General features: G+C 64.5%; 8 protein-coding genes. 2 read left to right on the top strand and 6 right to left on the bottom strand.

Annotation, left to right across the window (positions count from 1 at the left end; genetic code table 11):
• Nucleotides 1-601: 601 nt before the first annotated feature.
• The 6 genes from H585_RS21145 to H585_RS21140 form a co-directional block, all read right to left on the bottom strand.
• Nucleotides 602-2563: a glycoside hydrolase family 15 protein gene (locus H585_RS21145; protein ID WP_051183042.1), complete on the bottom strand. Its 1962-nt coding sequence runs from the start codon at nucleotides 2561-2563 to the stop codon at nucleotides 602-604.
• An 8-nt stretch (nucleotides 2564-2571) separates the two neighbouring features.
• Nucleotides 2572-3540, bottom strand: a complete 969-nt coding sequence (locus H585_RS0109065) for a TIGR03885 family FMN-dependent LLM class oxidoreductase (protein ID WP_027367594.1) — start codon at nucleotides 3538-3540, stop codon at nucleotides 2572-2574.
• A 20-nt stretch (nucleotides 3541-3560) separates the two neighbouring features.
• A complete protein-coding gene (locus H585_RS0109060; RefSeq protein ID WP_211221622.1) occupies nucleotides 3561-5051 on the bottom strand; it encodes an Nramp family divalent metal transporter in 1491 nt (496 codons plus the stop codon).
• A gap of 4 nt (nucleotides 5052-5055) precedes the next feature.
• Nucleotides 5056-5433: a sensory rhodopsin transducer gene (locus tag H585_RS0109055; protein ID WP_027367592.1), complete on the bottom strand. Its 378-nt coding sequence runs from the start codon at nucleotides 5431-5433 to the stop codon at nucleotides 5056-5058.
• A 34-nt stretch (nucleotides 5434-5467) separates the two neighbouring features.
• Nucleotides 5468-6655, bottom strand: coding sequence for a D-arabinono-1,4-lactone oxidase (locus H585_RS0109050; RefSeq protein WP_027367591.1), 1188 nt, complete (start codon nucleotides 6653-6655; stop codon nucleotides 5468-5470).
• 189 nt (nucleotides 6656-6844) lie between these two features.
• A complete protein-coding gene (locus tag H585_RS21140; RefSeq protein ID WP_051183041.1) occupies nucleotides 6845-8320 on the bottom strand; it encodes a B12-binding domain-containing radical SAM protein in 1476 nt (491 codons plus the stop codon).
• Nucleotides 8321-8728: 408 nt separating this feature from the next.
• On the opposite strand from H585_RS21140, the gene H585_RS0109040 reads away from it, so the two are divergent.
• Nucleotides 8729-10864 (top strand): catalase, encoded by a 2136-nt coding sequence (locus tag H585_RS0109040; RefSeq protein WP_027367590.1) that lies wholly within the window; start codon nucleotides 8729-8731, stop codon nucleotides 10862-10864.
• Between the two features lie 168 nt (nucleotides 10865-11032).
• The gene (locus H585_RS21135; RefSeq protein WP_051183039.1) at nucleotides 11033-13807 is read left to right on the top strand and encodes a cation-translocating P-type ATPase; all 2775 of its coding nucleotides are present in this window, start codon (nucleotides 11033-11035) and stop codon (nucleotides 13805-13807) included.
• Nucleotides 13808-13925 lie beyond the last annotated feature (118 nt).

Below are 13925 nucleotides of genomic sequence, written 5' to 3'. Positions count from 1 at the left end.
AAGCCATGCCGACGCATGGCTTGCAGAGCATTTTCAAAAGCAAAATGCTCTAATTCCTCGCGCTCCCGCAGCCAGCAAGCGAGGTCTTCATCACGAACTATGCAAAGGATTGAAGGAGTTCAGCGGGGTGTCAAAATCGGCTGTCGCAGGTGCCAAAACCAAGTGCCGCGCTACAATGTCCCCCACGCCCCCAGTCAATAAATGAAACAAAAAGGCAGGGCTATCGAGAGCCTGCCTTTTTTTGTTTTAATTAGGTCTTTGGACTTGCTTGAATCTGACTGGATTCTGATGTGGCGGAGGGAGAGTCCGTCGAATGTTGCATGTAACAGCTTATAATTTAACCGTATCTAATTTTTTAGAAAGAATGTACCCCCAAAGGTACCCCCATGTTTAGATTGGTTGCATCCTGTCATAATGCTGTCTTCGGTGACTTCACCACTGAGCTGCTATTGGGCTGTGGCTTGACTGCTCACTTCTTCAGCGGGTGCCCCGTTTAGGAATGCGGTAAAATAATCTACTCAGAATTGAATCTGCTCGAAGCGGGGCGCGGGATCGCCTGGAAAGAGGTGTTGATGATGCGCATGCTCGCCTCCGTCCGTGTTCAGGTGTGGCCGCTGGCGGCCTGTATCCGCTTGCGCCCGACGTCCATCCGGTGGGCTGGCGAGCCCACTGGCGCGTGCTCCGGTACTTGGCGTCTTTGGGCAATGGCCAGATAGAGCGCGCTGTTGATGAGGCCAATGTGCGTGAAGGCCTGTGGGAAGTTGCCAAGGAACTCGCCGCTGGCCGGATCGAACTGCTCGGGGAAGAGTCCTACGTGGTTGGCGCGTCTGGTCATGCTCTCGAACAGTTCGCCGGCCTGGTCCACGCGGCCTGACATGGACAGACAGTCCACGAGCCAGAAAGTGCACAGCCCGAAGGCTCCCTCCTTGCCCGGCAGGCCGTCGTCGGCCTTGTAGCGGTATACGAGGCCGTTGTCGGTCAGCTGCTCCAGGGTGCGGTTGATGGTTCCGGTGACGCGCGGATCGTTGAAGGGCAGGAACTCCAGGAGCGGCAACCGCAGGTTGGCGGCGTCCAACTCGTCGGAGTCGTAGGTCTGCGTGAATGCCCCAAGGCGCTGGTTGAAGCCGTGTTCGAGCACCTGCCGGCGGATGCGCTCGCGGGATGCGCGCCAGGTGTTCACGTCGCCGGGGAAGCCGTTGCGCTCTGCCAGGAGCACTGCCCGGTCCAGGGCCACCCAGGCCATGGCCTTGGAGTAGGTGAAGGGGCGCGGCCCGCCGCGCATCTCCCAGATGCCCTGGTCCGGCCGCTCCCAGACCCGGCAGACATGGTCCGCCACCGAGGAGAGGAAGCCCTTGAGTCGCTCGGGCAGCTTGAGCCCTCGCCTGACGATCTCATACCCGGTGTTGAGGACTTCGCCATAGGTCTCAAGCTGGAACTGGTCGGCGGCCTCGTTGCCGATGCGCACGGGCCTGGAGCCCCGGTAGCCCTCCAGGTGATCCAGGGTCGTCTCAGGCAGCTCGTGCTCGCCGTGTAGGCCGTACATGATCTGCAGGTCGAGCTTCTGCTCGCAGCAGATCTCGGCTGTACGCTCGGTCCAGAAGAGCAGGTCAGCAGCCTCGTCATCGTGGCCGATGGACACGAGCGCCTGGGCGGTCAGGGATGCATCGCGCAGCCAGGCGAAGCGGTAGTCCCAGTTGCGCACCCCGCCGATCACCTCGGGCAGGGAGGTTGTGGCCGCTGCGGCGATGGCCCCGGTGTCGGCGTGGGTCAGGAGCTTGAAGGCCAGAGCCGAGCGGGTGATCAGGCCCTTCCATTCGCCGGCCCAGACGCGCTTCTCCACCTCTCCTTCATGAATGGCCCAGGCGTGCCACGCCTCGTGTGTGCGCCCGAGAGCTTCAAAGCTCTCCTTGATGTCGGCTCCACGTCCATCACTGCCCCAGCGCGTCACTAAGGCCAGCCTTTGCCCAGGCTCCAGGGCGATGCGAGTCCGCAGCACAGGGCCGAAGCCGTCGTCGTCCACGCGCACCTCCGACCTGTCCGACAGGCCGGAAAGCCCGGCCAGGGTCATGGCCTCGCCGCCGCCCAGGGCGAGCCACATATCGCCCCGGCGTTCCAGGCGCATCGAGGCTCGGGCGTAGTCGACGCGCGGGGACCATTCCACCTCGGCTTCGAGCCTTCCGCCCCTGCATTCCAGTATCCGGTGTATTTCGGGCTCGGCTCGGGAATCGCCGCAGCCGTTGATGTCGCCCTCCAGGGGCATGAAGTCTGTCACGACCAGTTCGCCCTGCTCGCTGCGAAATTCGGTGCGCAGGATATTGGTGTCTTCAAGGTAAGCCTGCTCCCCGTGGCCGCCGCCCGGCAGGCCGACCTGGAAGCGGCCCCCGCGCCGCGAGTCGAGCAGTGCCGCGAAGACGCTCGGCCGGTCGAGGTGCGGCAGACAGCACCAGTCGATGGAGCCGTCGAGGGCCACGAGCGCGACCGTACGCAGGTTGCCGATGAGCGCGTAGTCGGAGATGGGCTTGTAGCTGCCGGAGTAGCCGGGGGAGGGTTCGCGGTGCGCCATATGCCTCCTCAGGCCGCCAGGCGCGACAGGGACGGGAGCACCCGTTTGCCGAAGTCGCGGATGAACTGTTCTTGGCCCCGGTTCACGTTGTGCAGGAAGACCTCCTCGAAGCCCATCTCCAGGTCTTCGGCGATCCACTCGGCGTGCCGATCCAGATCGGCCGAGACACGGACCATCGCGCGCAGGTCGTCCCCGGAGATCATGCTTCCCACTGCGTCGAATTGACCAGGCAAGCGCAGGTCCGAGAGGACCTTGCTAGGGAAGATGTTGTTGCGCCACTGCGCAAGCCCCTGTTCCAAGGCCTCCTTCTCGTCGCGGGCATAGGATAGCTGCACCTTGAGGCGCATGGGCTTGCCATTACCCCCGCCCCGGCGAAAGGCTTCGACCACCTCTTTCAGCTTGTCGGCGGGCTGAGAAATGGTGATAAGCCCGTCGGCCCAGGAGCCGACCCACTCGGCGGTCTCCGAGGTGATGGCCGCGCCGATGATGGCCGGGGGCTTGGCCGGACGGCTGTAGAGCCTGGCCTCCTCGACCTGGACATGGCCGTGGCGGGTGACGGTCTCGCCGGCCAGGAGCGTGCGGATGATCTCGACCGATTCCAGGAGACGCTCGTTGCGCGCCTGCTTGGCCGGCCATTTGTCTCCCGTGATGCCCTCGTTGAGCAGCTGTCCGCTGCCCACGGCGATCCAGAAGCGCTCCGGGAACATCTCGGCCAGGGTCGCCGCGCCCTGGGCCACGATGGCCGGGTGGTAGCGCTGGCCGGGCGCGTTTACCACGCCCATGGGCAGGCTCGTGGCCTGCAGCGCCGCTCCGAGCCAGGCCCAGGCCAGCCCGCTGTTGCCTTGCGCCTCGCCCCAGGGGTGGAAATGGTCCGAGCTGAGCACGGCCTGAAAGCCCGCCTCCTCGGCTTGGCGCGCCAGTTTGAGAAGCTGGCTCGGCGGGAACTGCTCGTGGGATGCGTGATAGCCGATTCGCATGGGTCAACCTCCCTTTGGGCTCAGCGTAGTAGACCGATGAAGTAGATGGCCGAGAAGAAGCCGTAGAAGAGCACGACGCCGAGCGTGGCCGTGAACCAGACTGGCCCCGGCCGGAACTCGGGGGGCAATCGCCGCTGGTTGAGCCACAGGGTCAGGCCCACGACCACGGGCATGTGCGCGGCCGAGACGATGCCGCCCACGGACAGAATGGACACGGGATCGCGCACCAAGAAGAAGGCCACTATGGGCGCGGCTGTGAGCACGACGAGCACGTAGGCGTTGCGCAGGCGCAGTCTGCTGGCTGTCATGCGACGCAGCCAGCCGGGCAGATCCTCGTCGCGCCTGCCCCGGCGCAGAGTCATGAGCGTGGCGTCCGCGTACATGCGGCTCCAGCCGTCCTGGTTGGCTAGGATGGAGCCCCACAAGGCAACGAACATGCCGAGTACGAGCACCCACAGCCCGGCCGGCCCCCAGACCTGCGTGAGCAGGTTGGCCAGGTCCTCGGCCACGCGCACGCCCTCGGGGATGATGCCAAGCGGCCGAAGCAACTCCGCGCCCAGTGTCAGGAAGGACACGTTGACCAGCGAAGCCCCGACCACGCCGATGGCTGCCGTAATGCCCATGGTCACGAGCCAGGAGCGAAGCCAGCCGCGCTCCTCGGCCCCTGGCCGCCGCCCACGCTTCGCCTCGCCCGGGTCGAGCAGTTCACCGCCGTACCCGCGCGCGGCCACCCAGTAGGAGAACCACATGACGCCCGCAGCCCCGGCCAGGAGAAAGCCCACCCAGGGCAGGACGAAGAATGCGTCGAAATCGGCCGGGAGCGTGGGAACCATGCCCGAGGCCAGCGCTCCCCAGCCCGGAAAGACCATGAGCGCCGTGACGAAGGCTGACAGGATGAGCACCGCGGCCATGATGGTGGTGAGCTTCTCCAGTTTCTTGTAGCGGCCGCTGACCACCAGGACCGCCGAGAGGAGGATGATGCCCACGGCGTAGAAGGCCTGGCTGCCCGGCAGGGCCAGCATGAGCGCGCTGCCCGCCAGCCCGGCGATTCCGGCCACCACGGCCACGCCGCTGATCAGGCCAGGCAGGAAGATGAGCCACACGGCCCAGCCGCGCGGGCCCGGCACGGAGTCGTAGCCGACGAGGATGGTCCGGCCAGTGACCACGGAGTAGCGGCCCATCTCGCGGATCATGACCCAGGTCAGAAAGGCCACGAGCACGGCCATCCAGAGCATGGCGAAGCCGTAGCGCGAGCCCACGCGCGGGGTGAACAGGATGGAGCCCGAGCCCACGGAGGAGACCATCCACATGAGCCCCGGCCCGTACCAGGACCACCTGTCCCTGCCGCGCGGCGCGGGCGCGACCTCTGGTCGCAGTTGCTCCCTGGCTTGGCCCGGGGACGGATCGTGGGCCTGACCAGAGGGCCGTGCGCGCGCCGGGGCCATGCTCTCGCCCGACTCGGCAGCCTTGGCCTTGGCCTGGGCGGCCCTGTTTCCTGCCTGCCTGCTCATGACCTCATCCGTCCACTGGCATGGCCGACAGGTTGAGCCAGGCGTTTTCGGCCTGACTTGTATCCCGGCGCAGGAACTGGACCACGACCGGCTCGTCCGAGTGGAGCAGGCAGGCGTAGTCCGTGTCCAGCGGCACGGGGAAAGGGTCGATGAGGTCGTTGATCCGCACGCACCGCGTACGCCTGGCAGGCACGCTCATTCTGTACGGCCCCACGGGGTCGCGATCGGCGTAGAAGACGGTCATCTCGACCTTGGCGTCGAGGGGACCGGCGTTGAGCAGGCAAATTTGGTCCTGGCTGGAGTAATCCGGCTCCGGGCCGTTGCCGCGCAGAGGGATGCGCCCACCGGTCATGGCCCAGGCCTTTCTGCCGATGTGAGTCATGTGGCCTCCGTGTCCCGTGCGTTTTTTCGCAGGTTCATTCGCCGAACAGCTCCCGCAAGTAGGGGTTGAGGAGCACGCCGTCCGGGTCCATGCGCCTGCGCAGGGCCATGAATTCGTCCCATCTGGGGTACATGGATCGCAGTTCCCCGGCTCGCCGCGTGTGCTTCTTGGCCCAGTGGGGCCGGCCGCCGTAGTCGAGGAGTATGGGCTCGATGTCCTTGAAATAGTCCCAGAACGGCAGGCCCGCGTTGTGGTGCAGGGAAATGGTCGCGCTCTCGCGGCCCGTGGCCGCGCTCAGGTAGTAGTCGTCGGCGGCCACGGTTCGGTAGAGCACGCGCCAGGCCACCTTCTTGCGCCAGCGCTCCCTGACTCGGCGGCGCACCTTGAGGAAGCACTCGGGCGCGGCCTCGCGCGGCAGGAAGTACTCCATCTCGTCAAACTTGAGGTCGCGGTGCCTGGGAATGACTTCGTGGCTGAAGCCTCGCATCTCCTTCTGCAAGGTCGCATACGGAATGTCCCGCATGCCCTCGCTCGGCGGGTTGAGGGTCCGCAGCTTGGCCTCGTCGCTGCGTGGGTACCAGTAGAAGTCGAAGTTGCGGTTGCCCTCGATGAGTTCGTCCAGGTGGGCCAGGCAGCCCTCGATGTGCGTGCACCACTCCTTGCGCTCCAGCTTGAAGGCCGGTAGCAGCCGCAGGCGCAACTCGGTGAAGATGCCCAGCGAGCCCAGGGACACGCGCAGCGCCTTGACCAGTTCCGGGTCATCCTCGATGTCGAAGGGCACGATCTCGCCCGCGCCCGTGACCATGCGGCCGCCGATGAGGTGCGAGGAGAGGATGTTCAGGTCCTTGCCCGTGCCGTGCGTGCCCGTGCCGATAGCCCCCACCAGGGATTGCAGGTCCACATCGCCTAGGTTGGCCATGGACAGGTTCAGCTCACGAAATATCGCGCCGGCCTCCTTGAGCATCAGGCCCGAGCGGACCGTGGCCTCGTTCCGTTCCGGATCGTGGGAGGCCAAGCCCTTGAAGCGCTCCATGGACACGAGCGCGTGTTCCGTCTCCACGAGCGGGGTGGAGGAATGGCCCGCGCCGGCCACGCGCACCGTGCGGCCCTGGTCGGCCGCCCGAAGCACGATCTCGCGCAGCTCTTCCTCATTGGCCGGGGTCTCCACGCTGCCCGGTGTGAACCTGAGGCTCCCCGACCAGTTGGTCCATTCCTGGGGCATGGCTTGCCTCCTCGCCTTGTTTTTTCCGCGTTCGCGGAGGGACATCCGGCGAGGATAGGCCATCGGCGGGCTCATGAGAACCCTGTGCGGCTATATTTGGGATGGCAATAGGCTTCCGCGAGGCCTTGCCTTTCCACTTCAGCGGCAGGAAGACCGCGGACCAGCCAGGAATCCGAGGAAGATCACTGGTTAGTTCGCCTCGTCACTGGCCTCGTCCAGGATTGCCTCGCGCCATTCGCGCCTGAGCGGCATGAGCGGGGGCATGGGCGCGTGCTGGGTCGGGGTGGTGGGCACGGCCACATGCCTCTTGCGGTCATTGGATGAGGCCTTCTTCATGAACATGTTGTAGATGGCCCACTGCGAACGGCTGCGGCCGTCCCGCAGCGGAAAGCGGCTCGCAAGGCTTGGCCATGAGTAGAACCGTCTGAAGGACGACCTGTGTTCGTCGCGCAGCGTTTCGGCCATCATGCCCGCGGGCTTGTAGACGACATGGGCCTGGTCGTACTTGCTCCAGTCGTACGAGACGATGCGCCCGGTCCGCTTTAGTTCATACCATGGCAGCGTGCCCGGATAGGGTGTGAGCACCGAGAATGCGCACATGTCGAAGTCTGCTTCGATGTTGAAGCGCACCGTGGCCTCGAAGACGCTCTCGTCATCGGTGTCGAAGCCGAACATGGACAGGCCGAAGACCATGATGCCGTGGGAATGAATCTTCTCCACGAGCCGGGCGTAACTTTCCGGCTGGTTGATGCCCTTGTTCACGCTTTTGAGCGTTCGCGGCGATATGGACTCGAAGCCGATTCTCATCATGTAGCAGCCGCTCTCGGCGGCCAGCGCGAGCATCTCGTCGTCTCCGGCCCGCCTGCTGGTAACCCCGGCCTGCCAACGTACTCCCCGGCCGCGCAGGGCATTCATGAGCTTCTTGGGATGCTCCCTGGAGCCGAAGAAGTCCGCGTCGTTCAGGGCGATGCGGCGCTGGCCGCAGGCATCGATTTCGCGCAGGACGTCATCGATGGGCCGAGGGCGGACTCGCTGGCCGTTCATGAGCGATTCCGCGCAGAAGGTGCAGCCCTGCTTGCAGCCGCGCGCGGTCTGGATGAAGGCGTGGTTCACGTAGCGGTTCGACTTCACCAAGTCGTAGCGGAGCATGGGCATGTCGCCCATGGTGCAGAGCCTGTCCGCCTTGTAGATGCCGCGCATGCTTCCGGCATCCAGGTCGTCGAGCAGCCTGTCCATGACCAGTTCGGCCTCACCCATGACCACCGCGTCGGCGTGCTCCAGGGCCTTCCTGGCCATGAGGCTCGGGTGTACGCCGCCCATGACCACGGGCACGCCGCGTCGGCGGAATTCGTCGGCGATCTCGTAGCCGCGCAAGGCGTAGGCGGTCATGGCCGAAATGCCCACGAGGTCCACCTTCATGTCGAAATCGATACCTTCGATGTTCTCGTCCGTGAGGACAACCTCGTAGCGCTCGCGCGGGATGAGCGCTGCCACGGCCAGGAGCCCGGCCAGCGGCGAGTAGAGGGCTCGGTTAAATACATGGGTCGCGTGGTCAGCGAGTTCGTCCGCGGATTGATAAGGTGGATTGTCCGGCTGCGCATGGCTCTCCCTGTATTGTTTGGACCAACCAGAGGCGATCTCCGGGCCGGCGATTGCCCTCTCCACTCGGAACAGCTCTCTGACGCTCCTGCCATCAGTTCCCCCGCGCGCTTACCTCTGGAGAATGTCTTGCCGGCTGCTCCCAGGGGGAGCCACTCATTATACCCATTCCGCAGGCTGTATTGAAGCCAATTCCGCCTTTAGCTTCGCTGCTTCTTTGGTGAAGGGGGATATACCATTACACCTGGAGTATTGCTTGCGGCTGCGCTTGCAGGAGCAGATCTGCCGCTCAGCCTCGAACAAGTCGGTAGCAATGAGACCGATAATCCTTGTCTGCGCTTTTGCAGCTTGCTTATCATGGGATGCTCCCGGCCCTTTCCAGGGTTGTCAGGAAATTTCAGCAGGGGAGCGCATTCGCCAAGCAATTGGAGGCTCCCGGCATAACCTGCGCGACGATATAAGCAAGGAGGCAGCATGAGCGAGCAGCGCAAGGAAAAGGTCATTCTGGATGAGCGCAGCAAGGACAAGGACCTTGAGCAGCATAGGGAGGATTCCTCGGGCCAGTACCTGACCACCAACCAGGGCGTGCGGCTGAGCCACACCGACGACTCCCTGAAAGTCGGGGAGCGCGGTCCGACGCTCATGGAGGACTTTCATTTCCGCGAGAAGCTGACCCACTTCGACCACGAGCCCATCCCGGAGCGGGTCGTACACGCGCGCGGCTCGGCCGCCCACGGCTTCTTCGAGTGCTACGAGCCCATGGGCGAGTACACCATGGCCGGCTTCCTGTCCGAGGCGGGCAAGAAGACGCCGGTCTTCGTGCGCTTCTCGCAGGTCGTGGGCAACAAGGGCTCGGCCGACACGGTGCGCGACGTGCGCGGCTTCGCCACCAAGTTCTACACCGACGAGGGCAACTACGACCTTGTGGGCAACGACATCCCGATCTTCTTCATCCACGACGCCATCAAGTTCCCGGACCTCGTGCACTCCATCCAGCCCGAGCCGCACAACCACATGCCGCAGGCCTCGGCGGCCCACGACAACTTTTGGGACTTCATCTCGCTCATGCCCGAGTCCACGCACATGATCATGTGGCTTTTGTCCGACCGGGGCATCCACAGGAGCTACCGCATGATGGAAGGCTTCGGGGTCAACACCTTCCGCTTCGTCAATGCGCAGGGCAAGGCCCGCTTCGTCAAGTTCCACTGGAAGCCCAAGTACGGCATGCACTCGCTGGTCTGGGACGAGGCCCAGAAGATCGCCGGCAAGGACCCGGATTTCCTGCGCCGCGACCTGTGGGAGTCCATCGAGATGGGCGACTACCCCGAGTACGAGTTCGGGGTGCAGATGATCGACGAGAACGACGAGTTCAAGTTCGATTTCGACGTGCTCGACCCGACCAAGATCTGGCCCGAGGAGGACGTGCCGGTGAAGATCATCGGCAAGATGATCCTGAACCGCAACCCGGACAACTTCTTCGCCGAGACCGAGCAGGTGGCCTTCCACCCCGGCAACCTCGTGCGCGGTATCGACGTGACAAACGATCCGCTCCTGCAGGGCCGGCTCTTCTCCTACCACGACACGCAGCTTATCCGCCTGGGCGGCCCGAACTTCCACGAGATACCCATCAACCGTCCGCTGGCCCCGGTGCGCAACAACCAACGCAGGGCCTACCACCGGCAGGCCATCAACATGGGCCGCGTCAACTACTTCCCCAACTCGCTGGGCGGCGGCCACCCCAAGCCGGCCCCAGCCGAGGAGGGCGGCTACGTGCACTACACGGAAAAGGTCGAGGGCAGGAAGATCCGCAACCGTAGCGAGAGCTTCCGGGACTACTTCAGTCAGGCCAAGCTGTTCTGGAACAGCCTGTCCATGCCCGAGAAGAAGCACCTGGTGAACGCGGCCCACTTCGAGCTGGGCAAGGTCGAGACCATGGCCGTGCGCGAGCGCATGGTCGGGCTATTCAGCCAGGTCGACGACGACCTGGCCAGGCAGGTGGCCATGGGCATCGGCGTGCAGCCCCCGTCCGGGTCCAATGGAGCTAAGCTGACCAGATCCTCGCCGGCCGTGAGCATGGCCGGCACGGTCAAAACGGCCCAAAGCCGGCGCGTGGCCATCCTGATAGCTGAAGGCTACAACCACGACGAGCTGTCCCTGGTCAAGGACGGCCTCAAAAAGGCCGGGGTGCACGTCAAGGTCGTGTCCATGTTCCTTGGCAAGCTGAAGAGCCTGGACGGCCAGGAGGTTGAGGTGGACAAGCACTACGTGTCCACGGCCTCGGTGCTCTTCGACGCGCTCTACGTTCCCGGCGGCAAGGACAGCGTGGAGGCCATGAAGGGGCATGGCGAAGCCATCCACTTCATCAACGAGGCCTTCAAACACTGCAAGCCCATCGCGGCCTTGACCGAAGGCATCGAGCTGCTCCAGGCCTCCGATATCAAGGGGATCACCTTCGCCGAGCTGGGCAAGTGCGGGCAGATCGCCGCGGACAAGGGCGTGGTCAGCGCCTGCGGCCCGGTGGACATGGACGCTTTCCTCAAGGCCTTCGAAGAGGCCATCGCCCAGCATCGCCATTGGGACAGGGAGGAGAAGGATCAGGTGCCGGCCTAGGCCGGTCATGCGCCGGGGAGGTCTCTTTGCTGGGCCTCCCCTTTTCGCGGCGGCCAGCGCATGAGGGGCTCGGCCGCTGCGTTGGTTCCCGAGGTGATGGTGGGCTATGCTCATGACCAGCAAGAATTACCTGAAGCTGATGGTCAACCTAGCCAAGGAGCGGCGCGAATGGCTAATACGGACAGGAATGCCGGACGGGCCGAGTGGCATGCCCAGGAACTAGACAAGGTACTTGAGCGGCTTGAGACGGATCGAGACGGGCTTTCCCCTGACGAAGCCGAGAAGCGGCTTGACGAGCACGGACCCAATGCCCTGGAAGGGACCGAGGGCAAGAGCCTGCTCGGGGTCGTGCTCAAGCAACTCAAGAGCCCGCTCATCTACCTGCTGGCTGCCGCGGCCGCGGTCTCTCTGCTTGCGGGCAAGACCATCGACACGATCGTCATCGCCGTGGTCGTGCTGCTCAACACCATCCTCGGCGTAGTCCAGGAGTACCGGGCCGAGCGCGCCCTGGAAGCCCTCAAGAAGATGTCCGCCCCGCGCGCCAAGGTAAGGCGCGGCGGCAAGGGCAAAGAGGTCGAGTCCAGGGACATCGTGCCCGGCGACATCCTGCTTGTGGAATCGGGCGACAGCGTTGCCGCCGACGCACGGCTCATCGAGGCCTCGGAACTCAAGGTGGACGAGTCGGCCCTGACCGGCGAGTCCGAGCCTGTGGACAAGAAGCCCGACCGGGTCGAGGCTGACGCTCCGGTCTCGGAGCGCGGCAACATGCTGTTCATGTCCACCCATGTCACCGGCGGGCGAGGTCGCGCCGTGGTCGTGGCCACGGGCATGGACACCGAGATGGGCAATATCGCAGGGGAGGTCCGCCAGGCCGAGCGCGGCGAGACTCCGCTCCAGCGTCGGCTGCGCCGGCTTTCCATCGCCATCGGCGTAGCCGCCGTAGGCTTGGCCGGTGGCGTTTTCGCCCTGGGTTACTTCACGGGCTACGAGTGGCGGGAGATGCTCCTCTACTCCGTGGCCGTGGCCGTGTCGGCCATTCCCGAGGGGTTGCCGGTGGTTATCAGCGTGACCCTGGCCCTGGGCGTGCGCAGGATGGCCGATCGCAATGCCGTGATCCGCCAGCTGCCTGCTGTGGAGACCCTGGGCTCGACCACGGTCATCTGCTCGGACAAGACCGGCACCATCACCAAGAATCAGATGACCGCCGTGCGCTTGTGGGCGGGGGGGCGCTTCTACGAGGTCACCGGACAGGGTTTCTCGCCTGATGGCGAGATACGTCCAGAGTCTGGCGATTCGGGCGGCCAGGGTGGTTCGGACGGCTCCGGGAATTTCGGCGAGCGGGACAAGGCCCTGGACATGCTCATGCGCATCGGCGTCCTGGATAACCACGCCGAGATCGCGGAGGCGGACGGCGGTTGGAAGGTTGACGGCTCGCCGACCGAAGGCGCGGTCCTCGTGGCCGGCATCAAGCACGGCCTGGACTATGAGGAGGCCAGGAAGAAACACCCGGCCGAGTCCGAGATTCCGTTCTCAAGCGAGCGCAAGTACATGGCCTCACTACACCGCTTTCCAGACGAGGGCCGGGATCTCATCCTGGTCAAAGGCGCGCCGGAGCGCATCCTCGAGTTCTGCTCGCGCGTGCTCGAAGACGGAGAGTCAGTCGAGCTTGGCGATGAGCGCAGGCGCGAGATCCAGGGGATTTACGACGAACTGGCCGGCCAGGGGCTGCGTGTAGTGGCAGGTGCCTTTCGCGAGCACAAACAGGGCGGGGGCGACATCCGCCCCGAGAACGTCGAGGACGGGCTGATCCTGGCCGGCATGTGGGGTCTGGTGGACCCGGCCAGGCCCGAGGCGGTCCAGGCCATCGCCGACGCACGACGGGCTGGCATGAAGGTGGTCATGATCACCGGCGATCACGCGGCGACGGCCAGGGCCATCGCGCGTAAGGTCGGCATCGCCGAGGAGGGCGACGAAGTTCTGACCGGCAAGGACATCGACTTCATGAGCGACGAGGACCTCGGGCGCAGGGCCAAGGGAGCCTCGGTCTTCGCCAGGGTCTCCCCGGAGCACAAGGTGCGCATCCTGCGCGCCTATCTGAGCCAGGGCGAGATTGTGGCCATGACCGGAGACGGTGTAAACGACGCCCCGGCACTCAAGGGCGCGAGCATCGGCGTGGCCATGGGCCAGGCAGGCACCGAGGTCGCGCGCGAGGCCTCGGACATGGTCCTAACCGATGACAACTTCGCGACCATCGTCGTGGCCGTGGAAGAGGGCCGAAGCATCTTCGGCAATCTGCGGCGAGTGGTCTTCTTTCTGCTGACCACCAACCTGGGCGAGATCATCACGCTCATTGCCGCCTTGGCCCTGAGGCTGCCGCTGCCGGTCACGGCCGTCATGATCCTGTGGATCAACCTGCTGACCGACGGCGTGAGCACCGTCCCACTTGGCGTGGAGCCACGCCACGGCGACCTATTGGATCGGCCCCCGCGCTCGCCCGAAGAAGGCATCCTGAACAAGGCCACGGTGCGCAGGATTGCCTTGCTGGCCCCGATCATGGCCGCTGGCACTCTGGGGCTTTTCGTCCACCAACTGCCGCAGGGCGAGAACTACGCCCGGACCATGGCCTTCACGACTCTGGCCGCCTTCCAATGGTTCCAGGCCCTGAACGCCCGCTCGCACTACCGCTCCATCTTTTCCCTGAACCCCCTGGGCAATCGCTGGCTCGTGCTCGGCCTGGCCGTGGCCATCATGCTTCAGCTTGCCACGGTCTACCTGGAGCCCCTACGCCAGGTCTTTGGCACCGTGCAGCTGTCGCCCATGGATTGGGGACTGGCGATTCTCGTGGCCAGCAGCATTCTGGCGGTGGACGAGATCATGAAGTTAATCGGGCTACACGAGAGACCGCAGGAGGGCAGGCAGGCGAGATCACAGGCTGGTAACTGATATGTGCGATGGCGAAACCATGATGACCATCCTTGCCAGGATGATTGATCAAAACTCAATTGAAACGATTATAAGAGTTCAAACAGGCAAGTAAGGATTTAATCAAGCTATTTTGTTG

The organism is Desulfocurvibacter africanus subsp. africanus DSM 2603 (assembly GCF_000422545.1).
GTDB classification, from domain to species: domain Bacteria; phylum Desulfobacterota; class Desulfovibrionia; order Desulfovibrionales; family Desulfovibrionaceae; genus Desulfocurvibacter; species Desulfocurvibacter africanus.
Note: the sequence above shows the minus strand (reverse complement) of the source record. Positions and strands in the feature narration are given on the sequence as shown.